A 20,765-nucleotide genomic window follows, 5' to 3' on the forward strand; every position below is an offset into this window, starting at 1 on the left:
GAGAGACATACTTATCGTGAAAAGTATACTGAAGAAGCCGAATCTTCGCCGCTCATCGATCTAGTTCCACTTATATCAGGGAATATATAGTATCTTCACAGGTTTCAGCAGACGTTTACCATCACTACGTCTTGCGGTTTTCCTTATCTAGACAGGGCTATCTATACGTATATATGATGAATAACATGGGACCGGTGCGTAGCCGATGGACGGAGAGAGCGGTGTGTGACTGCTCTCGAGTAATCCACGTTTCGTCGCGGCGATACCGCTTCAACGAACGGAAACCAGCCACACTCTGTTATCGGTGTGGCGGTACTCGAGATATCCGGCATGTACCCGCCGAAACGACGAGCGGCAGGAAGCAAGCGCAACTCGCCACAAATTCTGAGCGAACGAGGGTTCGATTACGTCACCGCTCTCCTCACGCGTTCGACGACCTCGTCGTGGGCGTTCCCGTTCGACGCGACGACCCCTTCACAACCCGGTTTCCAGGGATTCCCCTCGATGTCGGTTACCGACCCGCCGGCTTGTTCGACCAGCGCGATGCCGGCGATGGTGTCCCACGGGTTCGGGTCCGGTTGCAGGGACACGGCCGCATCGAGCGCGCTGGAAGCGACCATGCCGAGTGTCACTTGCGCGCAGCCGAACCGACGCAGGTCGCCGAACTGGCGTATCAGCTCCCGGAGGAGGTCGCCGAACTGTTGGTCGCGTTCGGGACCGTACCGAAGGATCGGTGCGACGGTAAACCGCTCGAGATCCGTTCGGGGACTAACGGCGATCGGTTCGTCGTTCAGGGTTACGCCGTCGGCATCCGCTACGAACGTATCGCCGAGCGCCGGGGCAACGGTCACTGCTGCGACGGTCTCGTGGTCGCGGACGGCGGCGACAGTCGTCGTCCACAGCCGTGTCCCGCGGACGAAATTCGTCGTTCCATCGATCGGATCGATCACCCATGCGTTGCCGTCCTCGGGAACGGACTTCAACTCGTCATCTTCCTCGCCGACGATAGTCGCGTTCGGATACGCGTCGCGAATAATTTCGATGACGCGGTGTTGCGTCTCGGTATCCGCTCTGGTGACGAAGTCCATCTTCGAGTCTTTGATTTCTACGTCCAAGTCGGTGCGGAAGTGGCCGTGCGCGATCTCGGCCCCTTCGACCGCCGCTTCGTACGCTGTGTCAGGTCGTGTCATTGTGATCTGTAGTGTTCGTGACTGGTGCGAGTAAACTGTGGCGAAATCCCCGAGAAAGGGAGCGATCAGACGATTCGTGTTCCGTCCTCCTCGAACAGCCACGACTCCTCGGTCTGAAAGTCGACGTAAACCCGCTCAGTCTCCCTCGAGATCTCGCCTTGCGGCGTGACCGCCGACAGATCGGTGCCGTCCGCAGACAGGTGGACGGCGTCCCGGTCACCGAGGGGTTCGACGACGTCGAGGTCGGCGACGAACGCCCCTCGGTCGAGTTCGAGATCCAGATACTCCGGTCGAATCCCGTAGACCACCGTCTCACCGACGTACTGCTCGAGGTGATCGGCCTGCGTCTCCGTGGCCGGGATCGCGGCGAAGTCGGACACGAGTTCGAACCCGTCGTCCGTCCGCTCGACGGTGCACTCGATGAGATTGGGAGACGGCGATCCGATGAAGCCCGCGACGAACTTATTATTCGGCTCGTTGTAGATCTCGTATGGTGTGCCGATCTGCTGGACGTACCCCTCGTTCATCACGACGATCTTGTCTCCGAGCGTCATCGCCTCCTCTTGATCGTGCGTCACGAAGATCATCGCCGTGTTCAGCTCTCGTTGGATCTTCTTGACCTCGACGCGCATGTGGTCGCGGAGATTCGCGTCGAGCGCCGAGAACGGCTCGTCGAGCAGGAACCCCGCGGCTCCATTACCATCGCGCGACCGAGCGAGACACGTTGCTGTTGGCCGCCCGAGAGCGCCGACGGTTTCCGATCGAGGGTCTCGGAGAGGCCGAGCGTTTCCGCGACCTCCTCGACGCGGCGCGTCTTCTCCTCGCTCGAGAGGGCGGTGTTCATGTCTAATCCGAATCGAATGTTCTTCCGGACGCTCATGTGCGGGAACAACGCGATGCTCTGGAAGACGAACGCGAGGTTCCTGTCTTTGGATTTCAATCCGGTGATGTCTTCGCCATCGACGGTGATGTCGCCTCGATCCGGCTCCTCCAACCCTGCGATACACCGAAGCGTCGTCGTCTTCCCGCAGCCGGACGGGCCGACGAGCACGACGAACTCGCCCTCGTCGATCTCGATGTTCACGTCGTCACAGGCGACGACCGAACCATCGTTAAACGTCTTTCGGACGCCGTCGAGTCGAATTCGGTTGCCCGAGACGCTCGCGCCGACGGAGGTCTGGTTACTGTGCGATTCTGCCGATCGTTCCGTTCGGGTATCCGAACTGGTGTCTTCCGTCTGTTTCATGGGTTCTCGACTCATACGTTGAACGCACTCTCCAGGTAGTTGCGCGCGACGAGGTAGATAATCGTCGGTGGGGTGCCGATGATGAGCGTTTCGGCCATCAGTTTCCCCCAGTAGACTCGTTCACCTGACCCGCCACCGATGGTGCCGTACAGGACCGGCACGGCCGGAACCGGCCCCGTGCCGGTGGTCAGGAGGTTGGCGAAGAGGAAGTCGTTCCATCCCGTGAGAAACGCGAGGAATCCGACGGCGACGATGCCGGGGGCCGCCAGCGGGAGGATGACTCGAACGAACGCCGTGAACTGCGTACAGCCGTACACCTGTGCGGCCTCCTCGATGTCAGTCGGGAGATTTTCGAAGAAGTCCCGAAGGATCCAGATGGAAAACGGGGTGACGAACACTTGGTACGCCAGAATCATCCCGAAGATGGTGTTATAAATCCCGAGCGCGGTCCACAGGTCCATGATCGGGATGACCAGAAGGATGTACGGGAACATCATCGCCGAGATGATCGCGTAGAAGCCGGTCGTTTTCCCGTAGAACTCCTTCCGGGCGAACGCGTAGGCACCCGGGATCGTGATGGCGAGCGCCAGCAACGCGGTGCCCGCACCGATCAGGAAGCTGTTGACGAGATTGCCCCGCAGGTCCTCGAACCCGCTCGTCCACGCCTCCAGCGTCGGCTCGTACGGAACGAGGTGCGGATCGGTAAAGAACTCGCTCGGCGGCATGAACGACACCGAGAGGATGAACAGGAGCGGAACGAGGTTCGCGAGCACGAGAAACGCGACGACGCCGTACGCGGTCGCTTTCAGCGTCACACTGGTCGCGTCGTAGCCGGTCGCACTCATGCTCCCGCCCCCTCGCTTGCGCGCTCGAACTCACGGATGAACACGAAGACGAAGCCGAGGGTCATCACGAGTAGGATGATTCCGATGGCGTACGCGACGCCCATCTGGCCCCGCCCGTAGGCGAACTGATACAATAACACAGCGAGGATGGACGTGTCGTATCCCGGTCCGCCGTTCGTGATCTGAAGCACCTGCGAAATCTTGGTCATGTTCCAGATGATTCGGATACTCAGAGCCACCAGAATGGCGCTTTTCAGCTGCGGAAGCGTCACCCGCAGGAACGTCTGGAGCGGTCCCGCGCCGTACATACGCGCGCTCTCGTACAGTTCCTCCGGGATGCTCTCGAGGCTGGCCGAAATGATGAGGAACATGAACGGCCAGAACGTCCACGTCGTCACGAACATCACGACCGCGAGCGACATGGGTCCGCTGCTACCCCAGTAGATCGTCGACTCGAGGACGTTCCACTCGGTAAGGAAGCCGAAGACGGGGCCGAAGTCGGGCTCGAGCAGGTACGCCCAGATGGTCCCGATCACCAGCGGCGGCATCGTGTACGAGAGCAGAAACGCCGCGCTGACGAGACTCTTCCCGCGGCGGAGTTCCCGGACGGCGAGTGCCGCCGCGAGCGCGACGGCCAGCTGAAACACCGTCGTCAGTGAGAAGATGACGGTCGCCTTCAGAGACGTGTAAAACGGCTCCCACTGGAACAGGAACTCGTAATTCGCCAGCCCGACCCACGTCGGCTCGCCGCCGAAGGGCCACTCGTTGAAGCTCATGTAGATTCCCTGCATAAAGGGGAGCCACATGAGCGCGACCAGGAACAGCAACACCGGCGTGATCAGCAGATACGCGAACCAGTTCTCTGAGAGCACCGTTCGGTAGCGCTCGGTTCTGCCACCGACGTCGAGTAAGTTCCGTGTCGACATGTTAGATATCCACCTGATTGCGTATTTCTTCGGCGGTCAGGTCGCAGGCCTCCTCGGGACTGATCTTGCCGCGGACCGCTTCTTGGAACCTCGGTCCGGCGATGTTGTACTGAATCGCGTTCATCTCGGGGTGGCTCGACCACCCGTGTTCCATCCCCTCGACGGTCGTCTCGAGCGTCGAGATGTAATTACTCCGGGAGAGGACCTCGTCGTCCTCGAGCTCCGGCCACACGTCTCGCCGAACGGGGAGCGTCGCAAGCGACTTCGGCACCTCCCGCTGGAAGTCCGCCGAGAGCAGTTTGTTGATCCACTGGATGGCCATCTCCTCGCGTTCCTGCCAGACATCTTCCGGGACGCCGTCGGGCTTTCGCATGAGCGCGGCACACTGCGTGAAGAAGTCGCCGCGGTTGCCCGCGTCGCCCTCCCAGGGCGGCCCGAACACGATGGTTCCGTCCCTGATCATGTCTTCCGCGCGGCTCATGAACTGGCCGAAGCCCTTCGTGCTCCCCTGATACATACTCACCTCCCCCTGAATGAGCATCTGGGCGGCGCCTTCGTTCGACGCCGTCGCCGCCTTGGCGGAGGAGAGTCCGTGCTCACGGTAAAGGTCGACGTACTGTCTGGTCGCTTCCTTCCAGATCTCGTTGTCGTAGTTGACGTCCGACCAGTCCTCGTTGAGATACATCCCGTCGTATCCGCCCTTCGAGGCGGTCCACGTCACGAGCGCCTCGTCGGTGACGTCGCCGTGCTCGCCGTAGATCTGAAACCCGTACTCGCCCGGGCCGTCCTCCTGAAGCTGGGTCGCCAACTGGACGAGATGCTCGTAATCCTCGGGCGGAAAGTCGTCTTCAATCGAAAGGCCGGCCGCTTCGAAGTGATCCGCCCGCGCGATAAAGGGCGCACCGACCTCGAGGCCGACGGGTATCTCGTACAGTTCCTCGTCGAAGCCGCGATAGCAGCTCCGGGCCATCTCCAGTGCCCACTCGACGTTCTCGAGCGCCTCGTCGTCGAGTCTATCCCTGTACTCGCTGACGGGTTTGACCCAGCCGGGTTCGATGAACTGACCGGTGAGCGAGTTCGTCGAGTCGTAGAGAAGCGGCCGATTCCCGTTTTGGATGTTGTTCTTCCACTTGCCACCGTTGATGTCGTTCCAGTTCGACCAGTTCATCTCGAGTTGTGTGTCCTGCTCGCGCTGGAACGTCTCGACGGTGGTCTCCATCAATTCCGCCGCGACCTCCGATTGCGAGTGGAAGTACTCCCAGTACTCGTTGGAGCTACTCGCGCCGTTCGACCGGTCGACAATATCGCTGAGGCAGCCTGCTGACCCTGCAACCCCGGCGACACCGGCAGCTGCGATAAACTGGCGTCTTTGCATCTGGCCTGCCATACAGCCACATGCAGTATCGACTCTAATAAACATTCGGGTGAGATGATGAATAATAATCATGGAGACACCGTCGACAGCGCTGCCGGTTGGATAGGATTAATAATCCCACCGCAAGTTCGTTAGCACACTGTCGCGGGAGAGTCACCGTTCTCCCGTCGGCGGAGTCTACTCATGAGCAACGATACACCGGACGTTCTCGTCCTACGCTCCGATACGCACGGACTGCCAGCGCGCGAGTACGCCAACTTACTCGACGCACAACTACCGGACCACGACGTGAGGCTCGCCCGGACTCCGGCAGAAGAGCGCGACCTCATCGAGCACGCCACGGTCGTCACTGGCGTCGACATCGATGAGAGTCTGCTGGAGCACGCAGCAAACCTCCGGCTGTTCGCGGGCGTCGCCGCGGGCTACAATCACCTGCCGCTCGACACCCTGCGGGAGATGGACGTTGCTGTCACCAACGCCTCCGGAATCCACGCACCGAACATCGCAGAGCAAGTCCTCGGCTACGTGCTAACCTTCTCGCGACAGCTCCGAACCGGACTGAGACAGCAACGCCGACGCGAGTGGCGTCACTACCAGGGTGACGAACTGATGGGGAGTACGGTCACCGTCGTCGGACTCGGCGCGATCGGAACGGCCGTCGTCGAACGGCTCTCCGGGTTCGACGTCGAGACGATCGGGATCAGATACACGCCCGAGAAAGGAGGACCGACGGACGAAGTCGTGGGCTTCGACCGCGAAGACGTCCACGACGCGCTGGCCCGGACCGAGTACCTGATCATCGCCGCGCCGCTGACGGAGACGACGCGCGAACTGCTTTCGAGCGACGAGTTCGAGACGCTGCCCCCGAACGCGACGGTAATCAACGTCGGTCGTGGAAAGATCATCGACACCGACGCGCTTGTGACCGCGATCCAGACGAATCAGATTGACGGGGCCGCACTCGACGTGACCGATCCCGAGCCGCTCCCCGCAGATCACCCGCTGTGGCGCTTCGAGAACGTCATTATCACTCCGCACAACGCGGGCCACAGTCCGAAACACTGGGATCGATTGGCCGATATCGTCGCCGACAACGTGACGAAACTATCCGAGACGGGCGATACCGGGAGCCTCACGAACCTCGTCTGATCGACGGCTAATAACAGACAATTGGTAGACGTATCGCGATACTCCCGTTTCGACTGCTCCTGAGAGAACGAAAAAACAAACGGGCTCTCGGCTTACGAACCCCAGCTCGGATCAATGTCTAGAAACAGCAGTTCGGCCGCTCGCCAACGAGAGGTATCGTTAAAAGAGTGCGAACCGATGACGGAAATATGATCGACAGCTCACCGGAATCGACGCCGAACAACACGCTCGGATCGGTCGAGAAGGCCTTTACCGTTCTCGAGCAGCTGAGACAAACGGGGAAAGCGGGAGTCTCAGAACTGACGACGCAACTCGAGTTCCCCAAAAGTACCGTTCACGTCTATCTGCAGACGTTACAGGATCAGGGCTTCGTCGTGCAAGACGACGGCGAGTACACGTTGAGTTACCGGTTTCTGGAATACGGCGGGGATCACAGAAATCGATCGCGACTGTACGAAGTCGCGAGACCGGAAGTGGACAAGCTCGGATCTGAAACCGGTGAGGTTGCGAATCTCGGGATCGAAGAGAACGGACTGCGAGTCCTCCTCTACAAATCGGAGGGGCCAGACGCTATCCACGACAACGCACCGATCGGAGAGTACGCGCACATGCACTGGACGGCCCTCGGCAAGGCGATGTTGGCCCACTACCCGACGAGTCGCGTCGAATCGATCGTCGACACCCACGGGTTGCCGCGGGCGAACGAGCATACCATCACGGACGTCGACGAACTTTTCGCCGAACTCGAGGACATCCGTGAACGCGGCTACTCCGTCGAGGACCAGGATCGGAGGCAGGGCGTTCTCACGATCGGCGCGCCGATCATGGATCGACGATCGGACGAAGTCATTAGCGCCGTATCGGTTTCTGGGCCGAAGAACCACTTGGACGAGCACGACCGGTTCGAGGAACTCGTCGCAGCGGTCGAGAAGGCAGCGAACGTGATCGAACTTCGCTACTCGCACTATTGACCTCGAGTTCCTGCTCCCCAAAATGAGTAAAGTGGTCCGGATCCGTACAGCAATGTTGGACGGAAACGGAACTGGACATACATATGACAGTTCTAGAGCGATTATTTTACAAACATATGTCTGTAACCCATCCGTCTCGAGATCGATCTCTTTCCGCCGAGACGTGTAATATTCCCTCATCGCCGGTATATTACGTTTTTATTATGAATTATCGGATAGAATTATTATTACCAAGCATCCTCCGTTCAGGATGGTTGGACAACAGGATTCCGTCTCGACGGCCGCATTCCTCGTCGTCCACGGTGGATGTCTGCCATCGGTGATAGTCGTCGTGCTCTCGAGGCGAGTCTCACCGAATGTAGACGACGCGCCGGGCCGGCGATCGTCATCCCTCCTGTTCGAGTATCCCGTCAGCCCTATCGAACACGTCCGTCGTCTCGACTCCGAGACGTCTAACTCGAGTGCGGTATAGAGTTTGGCGGCCTGACCGACGAGCGTGACTGGTACTTCTCGATCGAACTTCTCCGTGATATGTCCGACCAGTGTCGCATAGTGAACGCCGGTCAGGGAACTCGTCGCGACGACGATCCGCAAGCCGGCGTACTCGCTTGAGAACGGTCTATAACGATTCGTTGAGCGCAGTCGGATACGAGTCGTCAGTCGAGGCGTTCAGGAGCACGGCATCAATATCGAACGGAAAAGTCGGAGCCAGTCCCGAAAAGCCCCACAGGGTTGAGTCGTGAAATCGCCGGTCGCTAGGAGATGCTGCTCGCCGTCTAAGAGTTCGTCAGTTGCGTTCTAGTCGCGGAAGCGGATACGAAGCCGGCTGCACCGGGCGTATGACCGGCAGCGACGGGTCGGACCTCGAGGTTGGGGAGAATCGATATTCAGTCGTCGATCGGATCGAGCGCATCCAGAGCAGTGGAGACGTCCCCGATATTGTTGTCCTTCTGGGCTTCCAGTAGTGCGTGCTCGAAGACGGTCGCTGTCGCCGGCGACGTGTCGATCGGCGCGTTGTGTCGAACATTTCTCGCGAGCGTTCGATAGTGGTCGATATGCGCATACGTGAGAAGGATTCCGTTCAGATACTCGTCGTCTGCGAGCAGCGAATCTATATCAACATCGTCGCCGGCATCGACGAGCACGCAGATGCGTGCCCCATTATCGGTCGTAAATCGGAGGAGCATGGACTCGTTTCTGCTCTGAATATCCGTATGTTGATAGGAAACGCGCATGCTCTCGTCTCAACTCCTATTAGACGCTACTTGAGTTTAGTATAATAAATATCCAAAAATTAAACGGAAGAGACAGATAGGACGATGTCAATCCTAATGTACTATTCTCTTGAATCTCGACGAGTCAATCTCGCTGACTCGATGAAAGGGGGTATGATTTGTAGCATTGTGCCGGACGGAGAAGGTTCGGTAGCATTATTCTGCTGTCGACGGCTTCGCGTGGCAGAACCAGTTTGAAATCAGAGAGGTATGCCGTTTTACCATTTGGTAGTCACGTTCCGTAGCGTTCCGATTTCCCTGTTATCCGTATCGAAATAGGAGCCCTTGGTCGTGAAGTGCAGCGTTGAGTCACAGCGCTGAATCGGCGAGAAACAGGGCGTCTTCAACATGAGATTTCCTTGTAATTTACCGAAGACAGCGATATAAGTGCCGTTGTTTGGGGTCAGATGGAGGTTTTCATAGAAATCATTTATTTCTGGATTGATACTGTTGTCCATCCGGCACTGTCTAGTCTGAATCTCCTCAACTGATACTTTTCCGTCGAGAGCGTGATGCGGTCTTTGGTGGTTGTAGTAATGCACGAACTGTTCAAGCCACTCTCGGACGCTCGCCCGACTGCCCACCGATGAATTATGGAAGCGGTCAACGCGTATTTTGAGGGTGTGAAACCACGTTCGATGAGGTTTCGGTTGGTATAGTTGACCCGACCGCTCAGTCCTACTCGGGAGAGGGGCAGTCCAGTAGCCAAATTGATCGACAAGAAACTCAGCATCCGAGATATCATGTTTCTCGCGAAGTTTCTGGAGAAATGCGGCTGCCGGATCAGTGCCGTGCCGACCAAACAACACGACGCCGAGGATTAACTTTAACTCAAGGTCTATTGCATCATACCACCAAGACCACTCGCCGTCGATCTGCAAATATCCCACCTGCGGTACGGGAAGCCCCGGCGTTTACGCCGGGGAGGATGTCACTCCTCTTCCTTAATACCCAGTAGACGTTCGCGCAGAGTCCGCTTGCGAGCCGTCTCGGCGAGTAACACCGAACACTCGATATCATCAAGGACATCTAAGACCAGCGATCCTCGAACCAGCCGCGACAATAGCCCCTGCTCGGTTGCGCCGATCACCAATAGTGTCGCATCCGTGGCTGTATCAGCGATAGCGGTCTCGACGTTCCGATCGTCGATGATTAGTTCGGCGTCGGTGAGACCGTTCTCGGCTGCCCATTCTTCGAGGAATTGCTCGCCCTCCTCGTATGATTCATCTTCGGATAGGGCATGCAGGAGTGTCACTCGGGAATCGAACTCGTTGCGAAGCAACTGGACGACCTCTGCCCCGAGCACCGAGTCGGGACCGCCGGCAGTTGGCAACAAGATGTGCGAGGGATCGAATCCGCGCTCTTTCAGTACCAAGAAGTCACAGGGGAGATCATGGGTCAATTCATCGAGACGCGACTCGACACGACCGTGAGAGGCAGATCCCCAACCCATGACGACCTGGTCTGCGTCGAAGGTGCGAGCGGCGTCGAAAACCTCTTCGAATGATCGGTGTGAGAGCACTGTATGTGTCTTAATGGGAACACCGAACGTTTCGGCGTCAGAGCGAGCCTGTCCGAGCAATTTCTCTGATTCGGCGTGGATCCGATCGTTCTGTTCAGCGCGTTCGAGCGGCGTTTGGTCAGGAATCTGTACGATATGAACTGCGTGAATCGTGCCGCCACGTTGCTTTGCAATAGCACCGCCGAGTGTGATGAGCTCTTTTTCGGTTCGGGGGTTTGCCAATGGAACCATCACGCGGAAATCGCCGCCGTCCGCAACACCGGCAGCTGCAGGTCGGATCGAGTCGGCCGCGGCCACCGCCGCGTCGGGCATTTCTTCGGAGCGATCAAGGATCCAGTTGACGAACACGCCGGCGTTCTCGACGCGCTGACGTGCGTACAGCAGATACCACATTCCCGCGAAAATAACGAGTCCGGCCGAGAGCAGAATGACAAACGGTTCGATGTACGCGATCAGTGCGAATGACGAAATCGTCCCAATGATCGGGACAAATGGGTACAGCGGGACCTCGAAGTCGGGATCGTAGTCGGCCGGTTCGGCCTCCCGCATGACGATCAACGCGATGTTCAACAGGCCGTAGACGATCAGGTGAAGCACCGAGCCGGCCGTCGACAGTATCTCGAGGTTGCCGAACAGGAGGAAGGCAATGATGAGTGCACCAGTGATTAGGATCGACTTGTACGGCGTCCCGAATCGATGGTGTATTTCGTTGACTGATGGAGAGATAATCTTTTCCCGTCCCATCGCGAAATTGATCCGTGACGATGAGAGGATCGACGCATTCGCGCTCGAGGCTGTCGCGAGCAGGCCGCCGAGCAACAACAGTCCCCAGCCGAGCGTACCCAGGCCTACGCCAAAGACGCTGTACTGGCCGAACAGCAACTCGGCAGCCTCGACGACGGCGGTGTCGTTGTTCGCCACAAGTTCGTTCGGAACCGCCGCCAGTAGCACGACGAGAAACAGCGCGTAAACGACCGTGACGATGACGACCGATCCGATGACTGCAAGCGGGAGGTTCCGGCCGGGGTTTTTGATCTCCTCGGCGACGGAAGTGATCTGAACGAAGCCAAGATAGGAGACGAAGACAATGGCGGTCACCGGGAGCACCTCGCCGGTCGTCCCCGGCGGCGCGAACGGTCGCAACGACTCGAGGTCGGCGTTCAGGAGCCCAACGACGGTGAAGACGCCGAGAATGGCCAGTAGTGTGAGCACGATGCCGATCTGAAGGCCGCCAGTCTCCTTGGCACCCATATAGTTGATTGCGATAAAGAGCGCTGCACCGACGAGCCCGATCGTCTGGGCCGCTGATATCGTCACCGGGCCGAGTGCGAGCGCTGGCGCGCCTACAAGTTGGTTGACGTACTCGCCGAACCCGTACATATAGAACGCGGATGCAAAGGCCAATCCGAGCCAGTTGGCCCACCCGCTTATGGATCCGAATAGCGGACCGAGTGCACGGTTAATGTAGAAATAGGCGCCGCCGGATTTGGGCATCGCTGTCCCCAACTCTGAAGCTGACAGCGCTGTGAACAGTGCTGTGACTCCGCCGATGACGAACGTGAGTGCCGTGAGCGGGCCCGCTCGTGCGACAGCGGTGCCCGGTAGGACGAAGATACCGGCCCCAATCATCGTCCCGATGCCGATAGCGATCGCCGAGAGAAGTCCGAGATCTTTTGCGAGTTCTTCGTCGGCGCTCACGTGAGTTCACCACCGCATAGCGCTGTCTCACTCGCCGATCCTGGCGATCTATTCGATACCAGCCGCCTCTGCGGATCGTAGATACGATTTCGGACGTTCATTGAATCGGACTTGGGGAGGAGGCACTGATAAATCTCCGGATTGTATTACTGTATCCGCAATTTTGGCTCTGTTGAAGCCGGCACTGTCTAGTTACTCTATTCCGACGCATAGGGGCATTTCAGAGCCTGTTACATCGTTACCGGTGAGATCTGAAATTGTCACTGGTTATGGAAAGTTTGCTGAAGCAGCCGAATTATCGCTGCTCGTAGAACAGAGTCCGCCTATATCAGATCCAATATGGTAGTGTTACAGTCGATACCGTCACTTCATCACCCCCTGTATTGCGGTTCTCTTATCTAGACAGTGCCTTCTCGCGGAGTTCGTCAAGGGAAGACGAGGTCGATACACCACTCGACGTCGAATGAGCGAGTCTTTTTCGCGGCCGGTCTTTCTTGTCACAACAGTGTTGAGTAACTTCGCAAGCACTGACTCTGTGACGTGGCTTACATCGGTACTCGATGGTCTGTCGACCGCTCCTGGCGTTGAAACGGAACGAGGACGGGTCAATGCAGGTGGCGAACGGCTGGCCGCTGTACTACTTCGCTCGCGACGAGGTGTTGGGTGATGTCGAATGTCAGGGCCTCAACGACGTCTGGTGGGCGCTCGATCCTGATGGGAGTCCGGTCACGGACCTCGGATCGCGTAGCCATGACGGCGAAGGACTCCAAAGTCCGTCTGAGAACACCAACATCGAGATGGTCTCCGACGACGGACACCACTTGTCTGGATCGAACCTGGCGGCACATTCACGTAACCACTGCAGAGCGGGAGTCACACGACGACCGCGTACCATATAGGTGCGGAGAAACCACAGCGAATTCCCGACGATGTGGATGGCTGGGACAGCGGTATCTTACAAAAGGAGGGTCAATGTCCGAATACACATTCGACGGCGAGAGGGTGTACGGCTACTTCTGCCAGTCCCATGAGGGACTGGGGTTGCTGGCGGACGATCTACCCGAATTTTCCGTCGGGCGAGAGAAACGGACAAATGATAGATAGAAGTGAACTGAAGACAATGCTCCAGTTAGATGAGTTCGCGGCCGAGAATCAAGTGTTCAACGCTGTAACGCCCACTCCCATACACGGTGAGGATGAGAAACACTGCGAGATAGAGCAAGCCGAGCTCTCCTCCGTTCTGAATTGGAACTACTCCTTCCGGTATGTGGGCGATGAATTGGGCGGCGACCATCTCTCCGGTCGTGATGAGTGCAACAAGCCGGGTTAGCACTCCAATTGCGATAAGGAGGCCGCCGACCAACTCAATGATGCCAGCAATTCCAGACATGCTAATCAGCGATGCGGTGCTCCCGCTTCCATCAACACCACCGAACAAACCGAACAGTTCTGGGCACCGTGTTGCATGAATAATAGCCCGACAAGAATACGAAATACGGAATAGACGGGTTCTTCGTACGATTCTGTCAGGCGACCGATTAGAGCAGCCATAATAGCTTTTGGTACTCACCGTTAATTAACATTAGGTCACAGGCCAATATCGCCAACTGAACGAACTCTCTTACGCTGTATTCTCGTCGATCATAAATTCCATTTCCGTTGGTATCTTATGCCTGGTTTGTCAGTTCCTAACGCAGTGCGTTCGCTGTCGTGAAACACAGAGAATCCCCTCTCTTATATATTATTGGAGGGGTTTAGAACAAAAGTTTAGATGCAAAAAATCACTCTCCCTCCCCCTTTATTATATAATGACTCACATGAATATCTGTATCCTATTTTTACAACATGTCAATGTAAACATCTCGCCCTATACCAGATAAGATACTGCCAACTATGCAATTGAGTTGCGTTTCTCGACAGCGAACAGATGCCGTTTGTTCCTCTACGATATTCACCCGAAGGATTGGAAATCACATAGGTAGCGCAATAGTGTAGACGACGTATGAAAAAACCGGATACAGATGGACGGCCCATCAAATCTGGCGAAACATTGTTCGCTATCATCGAATCACCGAAACGGACGAACGGGGCAGGTATGACCTAACTCGCGGATCAGCTTGACTTGGCGAAGAGTACGGTCCACAAGCACCTCGTGAGTCTCGAGGGACTGATCGACAGATTCGATGAGGCAACGGAGCGACTTCTCTCGGTTATCGAGTTAGAAGTTGCATTTCGCCGACCCTTAACTGCCGCAACGATGTGACGTCCGACCCGTACTACGGCAAAATCGAACGAATGCCGATGGTCAGTGGCACGAAAGGCGGTGACGGGAGAATATTCAAATTTGCGATATTGTCTATTATCATCCAGAACACCCCACTGGTGGTCTCTGTAAAGCCGGCCAGAGAGAATTCTCGTGCAACATGAATCCGCCGAACCGTTCGGATTGCGATTCAACGCGGCGTCTAAGTGTCCGCTCCGGGATCGACTCGTGGTCGAACTGGGTCATCTTCTCCCGGAAGTGGAAGTCCTCCATCAGGGTGGGGCCGCGCTCGGTTGCCTTCAGCGAGTTGTCCGTGTCGCTGACTTTGACCCCGTGGTCGGTCGTCAGCTCCTCGCCCTCGGGATTCTCGCGCACCTCGTCGAGCTGTTCTTGCTTGCTGTTCTCGTCGACGGCTCCCTCGTGGGCGTCGCTGGTCTCGGCCTGGCCTGACTCCGAGCCGGACCTCGACTCATCCGCCCCGCCGCCGTCGGTTCGTTTCCCTCGAGTCGAATCGCCGTCCTCCTCACCAGTTGATCGATCGTCGATCGTTCTGGGTCGGTCCGATCCATCGTCGCCGCCACCTGATTCTGAGGTATCTTCTGACATGGTTGAGATCAGTGTCGAGTTGAGTCGCCGAACGATACGCCCGCGACCCACGCGGAATCTGCGTGCGGTAAGCCGCCGGTTCGACCGACAAACCCGTTCCGCTCGCAGTTTTGCGGTGATCCGCACTGCCTGCATTATCACCCCACATCCGTCGGCGGACGCTCGCAACCGGCTTGTCCTACCTATCAGAATGAGCGGAATAACAATCTCCCCGTCTCTCGCAAGCCGAAAACGCAGACGACCCCGACCGCAAGGTGGCATGGAGCGTCCGCCGACGGCGCGGTATTGACCAAATCCTCGGAAACACGCTGTCCGATATGGCATCTCAATGCCAAAACAAGGCTTAAAAGCATGTTGGAGAGTAAAAGGGAGAGTGCCAACCTTAACATGAAGGAAGCGGTTGAGAAAAGGTAAGATGATGGCTTGAACAACGCCAACTGTATGTTGAAAAAGCTCTCCATCAGGGCGTATTTCCCTGTGAGAACACGCCGACGGAGCGGCGTGTCCTCGCGGCATTTCTGTATTACGCTGGCCTCTCGTACAGACGGATTGAACCGTTCGTCGATCGATCCTATGAGGCGATCAGACAGTGACGACAAACCCGACGGCAACCCGTGGGAATACGTCCTCGAGACGGGTATCGAACCGCCGTTAATGAGCACCTCCGGCGCTCGAACGCTGTTGAAGCGACTATCGGATGAAGCCGACGTACCTGGGCTCGATGAAGACGGCTATCTCACGCTGCACGGAGCACGCCGCGGCGTCGGCGAAAAACTCTATCGTAAGCGTGGGGCCGCCGCCGCGCAACGGACGTTGCGCCACGCCGACCCACAGACGATGAGTGAAATGTACTCACACATCGAAGCGAGCGAGCTGGCTGAGGATAATACGGAAGTGTTCGACGGGGAATGAAAGACACGGCCTACGAACGTACCGTTCAGCTGGTGAGAAATCGGAACGGCGGAGTTCTGTCCGGTTAATCTGTTTGCCTTCGTGAAATGAATTCCCATTAAAATAGTTCGGCGCTGACCGCTCAGTTGTTAGTCAACCGTGAGTTCCGCTGCGGGCCCGTTCGAACAGCGACACAGCGACGGGTTCGATGCGGCTTGAGTACTGCATGAGCGATGTCCCGAGAATACTCATAACGAGGACGTAGCCGACGGTAAAGGCATAGATGGTCTGCGCTGTCTCCGCTGCCATGCCGCTTCCGGCCCCGGAGAGAGCAAGACTTGCGATGATCAGCGAGAATTCGCCGCGAGTGGTCATTCCGAATCCGACCCGTAACGATCGACGGTCGTCGAGGCCGTATATCCGTCCACCGAGGTAACCACTCACGATCTTCGTCGGCGTCGTCACAATCGCAGCGGCGACGATCATCCCGAGAATCGACAGCGTGAACAGCCCCGGATCGGTGACGAGCCCGATCCAAAAGAAGAAGATCGCCGCGAAAGCGTCTCGAAGCGGCTCGAGAAGCTGCTCTAGGTCGTGGACGTGATCAGTCGAAGAGAAGGCCATACCCACGAAGAAGGCGGCGACGGCCTCACTGACACCCAGTGCAAGCGCGATGCCGGCGACGAGGATCGTAACGCCGAGTGCCCGGACGACGATGAACTCATTCGTGTCGGCGTCGAGAAAGCGCTGAAAGAAGCCGGTCCCGAAGGTGACAAGCCCGAGCAACGCAAGGATGAACCCGACCGCGATTCCGATCTGTCCCGCGGCTTCACCGATATCACCGCCGCCCAGTACCAGTGCGGACGTGATCGCCAAGTAGATAGCGATGAACAGGTCCTCGTAGACGAGCGTGCCGAGCATCGGTTCGGACTCATCGTTGGCGATCCAGCCCAGATCGATCAACGACTTCGTGATGATCGCACTCGAGGAGATGTAGACGATTCCTGCCGTAAGGAAGGCCGCAAGGAAGCTTCCGAAGACGAGATAGCCGAAAACCAACCCGATACCGAAGTTGATGACTAGATCGACGGATCCCGCTTTGCCGATCCGGTCTTTGCTCGCGATCAATCGGCTCAGGTTGAACTCGAGGCCGAGAAAGAACAGGAGGAGGACGATCCCGATCTCTGCGCCGACGACGATGAAGTCGGTTTCACCGAGTGCGAGTCCACCGACTGCGGCCAAGAGATCGACGCTCCCGATGGTCACCTCAGGGACGGTGACGGCGACCCCACCGATTCCGACCTCGCTGCCGACGAGCGCGGGGAGTTCGCCCAGTACGTTCGATCCCAGCAAGACGCCGACGATGATATAAAAGGGGATGACCGACTGATCGATTCGACTCGAGAGGACGCCGGCGAGGGCGACCGCGGCAAAGAGGATACCGACATCGACGAGCGCCGTTTCAGTTGCCACTAGCGCTCACCTCGAGCAAGAACATTCGTCGTGATCACTCGTCGAGTCCGGCTCCGAGCAGTTCCTCGAACTGAGCACAGTCCTCGTGGTCGCCGATGACGACCAGCGTGTCACCGACCTCAAGGACCGTCTCCGGCGTCGGCGGCGAAATCAACTCCTCGCCGCGCTGAATGGCGACGATGGAGACGCCCGTCCGATCGCGGATGTCCGCCTCAGCGAGGGTCTGGCCGGCTACTTCGGCGGTCTCGGAGACGCCGTACCACTCGAGGTAGGTATCGTCGGTGAGCATCGTCTCCACCTGTTCGGCCTGCACCGGCTGGAAGTATGCCCCTTCCAGAATCGTGCCGATTTTCCGGGCCAGGCGATCCGACGCCTCGAATACCTTCTCGCTGTCCGCATCCGCGTCCGCTTTCAGGTACACCTCTCGTTTTCCCGTGTTGTGGGTCACGATGACGAGACGCTCCCCGTCATCGAGTTCAATCTCGAACTTTTTTCCGACGCCGGGGAGGTCGCTCTCGTAGACAGTCATACGTGATAAAAGCGAAGGCATAGTAATAAATAGCGTGTCCTGTTCGATCGATTGTGATCATCTCTGCCGTTGATTCTCTCTCGAGGATGTCATAGAACGATTTACAGGCACCGATAACGCTCGCTCTCGAGGGCCGATACGTGGTGACAAAAGGCCGTCCCAGCAAAACCGGACACTTAATCAATCAGAGATACTATCGACGGTGACTGGAGGATACCAAATGCGCGAGCTCCGGGATATAAAAGGACTGCACCCGCGTGATCTTACGCAACGTCAACGACTGTTGGTCCTATTCGTGGTCGGTCTCATTTTGGTCGTCCTCTTCTACACACTCGTCTACAATTGGGGAATGCGAACGCTCGAGAATGACCCCCAGTCTATCTTCCGGTCGCTCAACACGGTAGTCGAGACGATGACGACAACCGGGTACGGTGCGGATTCGCCCTGGGCGACGCCGGTGATGAACGTTCTCATGATGACGATGCAGTTGACCGGCATCATCATCGGTTTTGTCACGCTGCGCGTCCTGGTCATCCCGCTCTTCGAGCGGACGCCGCTGAACCTCGCGGACCGCCTCACGACCAAGAATGATCACGTCGTCATCGCGGAGTACCAGCACGATACCGAGTTGCTCCTCGACGAACTCGAGGAACTCGATATCGACTACGTCCTCATCGAATCCGACGAGGAGGAAGCGAAGCGTCTCTCGGACGACGGGTATCAGGCGATCAAAGGCGATCCCGAGGAACGGGCTGACCTCGACCGTGCAACGATCTCGTTCGGTGGCACCATCAGCTCGCTGACGGACTGTTCGCCGATCTGGAACGCGTTCATCACCTCGTCGCGGCGTTCCTCGGAGAGGTCACCTTCTTCGAGGATCGAGCCGAGTCGGTTCCAGAGGTCCGCACGAGACTTGATGACGTCCTCTTCGGTTTCAAGCCAGGCACCGGTCATCTCGATGCCGAAGAGTTTGAGCGTCAGTTTCGCAATACCATCGCCGAGCGTGATGACCGGCGAGATCAGCCAATGGAACCAATATAACGGTGTTGCCCCGTACCGACAGACCATCCGTGATCGTTCGACGCCGAGATATGTCGGCGTCTGTTCATCGTGGGTCAGATGGACGAGGTTGATAATGAGGAAGGTGAGGATTGCGCCGCTTCCGATCGTGGCCAACATCGTGTTTGCGAAGAGCGGCTCAAAAATGGCCGCTAGTGCGGGTTCAACGACTATTCCAACGGCGTGACTACAGATACATATCTTGTAAACGAGCTACTTCAACTGGTCCGAGATGACTGACTCAGTCATTTCATAAGAAGAATAGGTAGACACGGCCAGCGAAGCTTTTTCGATTGCTGATGAGCAATAAGAGGACAAGTGGTTGACTATGTTCGAGACAATTCTCGTCCCGGTTGATGGGAGCGATAGTGCCAAACGCGCTGCAGCGGTCGGGCGTGAGTTTGCAGAACAATACAATGCGCGTCTTGACATGCTCCACGTCCTTGAAGACCAATCGCGTCTTCCTGGCTCAGAGAGTGACCAGACCTCGGAAGAGAAAGGCCGCGAAATTCTCGACAAACATGCGGACCTCGTCACCGGAAGCAATATCGAGATCGATACGCGTCTCGTAGACGGCCAGCCTCACGAGGCCATCACAGAGCACGCGACGGAAACTGCCAGTGATCTCATTGTGATGGGGCGTCACGGCCAGAGTGGACTGCGAGAACGCCTCCTCGGGACCGTCACCGATCGCGTGTTGCGTCACACCAGCATTCCGGTGTTGGTAGTTCCTGGTGAGGTTAGTGATCATACTACTGGTAACGCATATGAAAACGTCCTCATTACGACGGACGGCAGTGAGAACGCCGAACAGGCGGCACCATACGGTGAGGATATCGTTCAGCAATTCAAGGCCACACTCCACCTGCTCACCGTGGTCGATGTCCAAGCAGCGGCGGGCGCGTTCGACGCTGGTGGCGTGTCAGAAGACTTCACCGAACGACTTGAGGATGACGGCCACGAGGCAATTGAGCGACTCGCCCGTCAGATTGAGGATACCGATCTTCCGCTGGAGTCAGCCGTATTGCGAGGGGATGCACAGGAAGTCATTGTCGACTACACTGTCGAGAACGATATCGGTCTGATCGTCATGGCGTCTGAGGGTGAATCGAACCTGGCCAGCCAGTCTCTGGGAAGCGTCACAGATCGCGTTCTCCGTACTGTAGACATACCAGTACTCGTCGTGTTCCGGTAGCCCGGACGAACGCGAGGAAAACGCCTCGCCCTTCGGGGGAGTGGTTGGCGCAAGCATTGATACCGGCGAACATGTCTCCTCCACAGGTTGACGAGCGGATACACGGGGTGACTCCGATGCTAGCGATTCGGCCAGGGAACAATCACCCGCGAAGCCGTCTATACTTACCGCGAATTTCGCGAACAGTTCTGATAAAGAAACGTGCTACTATCTACTGCTATTATAGGATCAATCGGCTATCCCCGTTGAACCCGGCCGCGCCCCAGAAGTGGGCCTGGTGGTAGTGACACCAAGCGCCGGGCTGCCGACAATGACAGCAGGCGACTCTAACCGCACGGATACTGATAAGTATAGCAATAGATGATAGCACGGTTTCTTTATTCAGAGTACTCCGTGAAACTTGTGTTCAGTATAGGGGATACACTAAACAATCGCACACGTCTATCAATCATATGTGATAGTTCAACTGAATTTATAGTTGTTATGTCCTCTCAGGTATTCTCATGAGGTTGGAGAAAATGAAACCAAGAGTTGCTCCGAAGAGAAGATGCCC

At 57.2% G+C, this 20,765-nt stretch carries 15 protein-coding genes and 5 pseudogenes; 7 read left to right on the plus strand and 13 right to left on the minus strand.

The annotated features are described in order from the left end of the window. Window positions 1-404 precede the first annotated feature (404 nt). The 5 genes and pseudogenes from K6I40_RS05885 to K6I40_RS05905 form a co-directional block, all read right to left on the minus strand. Window positions 405-1,190, minus strand: a complete 786-nt coding sequence (locus tag K6I40_RS05885) for an inositol monophosphatase (protein ID WP_222914849.1) — start codon at window positions 1,188-1,190, stop codon at window positions 405-407. Between the two features lie 65 nt (window positions 1,191-1,255). Continuing rightward, window positions 1,256-2,436: pseudogene (locus K6I40_RS28890) on the minus strand (ABC transporter ATP-binding protein). 11 nt (window positions 2,437-2,447) lie between these two features. Next, on the minus strand, window positions 2,448-3,281 hold the full coding sequence (locus K6I40_RS05895) for a carbohydrate ABC transporter permease (protein ID WP_222914851.1): 834 nt from the start codon (window positions 3,279-3,281) through the stop codon (window positions 2,448-2,450). Continuing rightward, window positions 3,278-4,207 carry a sugar ABC transporter permease gene (locus K6I40_RS05900; protein ID WP_222914853.1) on the minus strand — a complete coding sequence of 310 codons (930 nt, stop codon included), beginning with the start codon at window positions 4,205-4,207 and terminating at the stop codon, window positions 3,278-3,280. The genes K6I40_RS05895 and K6I40_RS05900 overlap by 4 nt, the downstream gene beginning before the upstream one ends. Before the next feature lies 1 nt (window position 4,208). Continuing rightward, window positions 4,209-5,594: an extracellular solute-binding protein gene (locus tag K6I40_RS05905; RefSeq protein ID WP_222914855.1), complete on the minus strand. Its 1,386-nt coding sequence runs from the start codon at window positions 5,592-5,594 to the stop codon at window positions 4,209-4,211. A 171-nt stretch (window positions 5,595-5,765) separates the two neighbouring features. On the opposite strand from K6I40_RS05905, the gene K6I40_RS05910 reads away from it, so the two are divergent. The 3 genes from K6I40_RS05910 (at window position 5,766) to K6I40_RS28895 (ending at window position 8,174) form a co-directional block, all read left to right on the plus strand. Then, on the plus strand, window positions 5,766-6,731 hold the full coding sequence (locus K6I40_RS05910; RefSeq protein ID WP_222914857.1) for a D-2-hydroxyacid dehydrogenase: 966 nt from the start codon (window positions 5,766-5,768) through the stop codon (window positions 6,729-6,731). A 188-nt stretch (window positions 6,732-6,919) separates the two neighbouring features. Next, window positions 6,920-7,702 carry an IclR family transcriptional regulator gene (locus tag K6I40_RS05915; RefSeq protein ID WP_222914859.1) on the plus strand — a complete coding sequence of 261 codons (783 nt, stop codon included), beginning with the start codon at window positions 6,920-6,922 and terminating at the stop codon, window positions 7,700-7,702. A 250-nt stretch (window positions 7,703-7,952) separates the two neighbouring features. Beyond that, window positions 7,953-8,174 carry a hypothetical protein gene (locus tag K6I40_RS28895; protein WP_222914861.1) on the plus strand — a complete coding sequence of 74 codons (222 nt, stop codon included), beginning with the start codon at window positions 7,953-7,955 and terminating at the stop codon, window positions 8,172-8,174. Window positions 8,175-8,589: 415 nt separating this feature from the next. Here K6I40_RS28895 and K6I40_RS28900 read toward each other — a convergent pair whose 3' ends face one another. The 3 genes from K6I40_RS28900 to K6I40_RS05935 all read right to left on the minus strand — a co-directional run bounded on the left by K6I40_RS28900 (window position 8,590) and on the right by K6I40_RS05935 (window position 12,196). After that, a complete protein-coding gene (locus K6I40_RS28900; RefSeq protein WP_222913678.1) occupies window positions 8,590-8,889 on the minus strand; it encodes a hypothetical protein in 300 nt (99 codons plus the stop codon). Window positions 8,890-9,194: 305 nt separating this feature from the next. Next, window positions 9,195-9,857: a DDE-type integrase/transposase/recombinase gene (locus K6I40_RS28105; RefSeq protein WP_255681454.1), complete on the minus strand. Its 663-nt coding sequence runs from the start codon at window positions 9,855-9,857 to the stop codon at window positions 9,195-9,197. Window positions 9,858-9,907: 50 nt separating this feature from the next. Beyond that, window positions 9,908-12,196: an amino acid permease gene (locus K6I40_RS05935; RefSeq protein WP_222913679.1), complete on the minus strand. Its 2,289-nt coding sequence runs from the start codon at window positions 12,194-12,196 to the stop codon at window positions 9,908-9,910. A gap of 608 nt (window positions 12,197-12,804) precedes the next feature. Between K6I40_RS05935 and K6I40_RS05940 the strand changes: the two genes are divergently transcribed. Beyond that, the gene (locus K6I40_RS05940) at window positions 12,805-13,095 is read left to right on the plus strand and encodes a hypothetical protein (protein ID WP_255681455.1); all 291 of its coding nucleotides are present in this window, start codon (window positions 12,805-12,807) and stop codon (window positions 13,093-13,095) included. A 230-nt stretch (window positions 13,096-13,325) separates the two neighbouring features. Here K6I40_RS05940 and K6I40_RS05945 read toward each other — a convergent pair whose 3' ends face one another. Together K6I40_RS05945 and K6I40_RS28115 are read right to left on the minus strand one after the other, a co-directional pair. Beyond that, a complete protein-coding gene (locus tag K6I40_RS05945) occupies window positions 13,326-13,634 on the minus strand; it encodes a DoxX family protein (RefSeq protein WP_255681456.1) in 309 nt (102 codons plus the stop codon). A 1,035-nt stretch (window positions 13,635-14,669) separates the two neighbouring features. Then, window positions 14,670-14,834 (minus strand): annotated as a pseudogene (locus K6I40_RS28115) (catalase); the annotation flags it as partial. An 825-nt stretch (window positions 14,835-15,659) separates the two neighbouring features. Here K6I40_RS28115 and K6I40_RS05955 point away from each other — a divergent pair. After that, window positions 15,660-15,977 (plus strand): annotated as a pseudogene (locus tag K6I40_RS05955) (integrase); the annotation flags it as partial. A 132-nt stretch (window positions 15,978-16,109) separates the two neighbouring features. On the opposite strand, the gene K6I40_RS05960 reads toward K6I40_RS05955, so the two are convergent. Then, window positions 16,110-17,429: a cation:proton antiporter gene (locus tag K6I40_RS05960; protein ID WP_222913685.1), complete on the minus strand. Its 1,320-nt coding sequence runs from the start codon at window positions 17,427-17,429 to the stop codon at window positions 16,110-16,112. Between the two features lie 34 nt (window positions 17,430-17,463). Further along, a complete protein-coding gene (locus K6I40_RS05965; RefSeq protein WP_222913687.1) occupies window positions 17,464-17,958 on the minus strand; it encodes a TrkA C-terminal domain-containing protein in 495 nt (164 codons plus the stop codon). Between the two features lie 220 nt (window positions 17,959-18,178). On the opposite strand from K6I40_RS05965, the pseudogene K6I40_RS05970 reads away from it, so the two are divergent. Then, window positions 18,179-18,727 (plus strand): annotated as a pseudogene (locus K6I40_RS05970) (NAD-binding protein); the annotation flags it as partial. Here the strand turns inward: K6I40_RS05970 and K6I40_RS05975 are convergent. Next, window positions 18,724-19,200: pseudogene (locus tag K6I40_RS05975) on the minus strand (CNNM domain-containing protein); the annotation flags it as partial. The pseudogenes K6I40_RS05970 and K6I40_RS05975 overlap by 4 nt on opposite strands. 145 nt (window positions 19,201-19,345) lie before the next feature. Here K6I40_RS05975 and K6I40_RS05980 point away from each other — a divergent pair. Beyond that, on the plus strand, window positions 19,346-20,212 hold the full coding sequence (locus tag K6I40_RS05980; protein ID WP_222913689.1) for a universal stress protein: 867 nt from the start codon (window positions 19,346-19,348) through the stop codon (window positions 20,210-20,212). The last annotated feature ends 553 nt before the right edge of the window (window positions 20,213-20,765 follow it).

This window comes from Natrinema sp. SYSU A 869 (genome assembly GCF_019879105.1).
GTDB lineage: Archaea > Halobacteriota > Halobacteria > Halobacteriales > Natrialbaceae > Natrinema.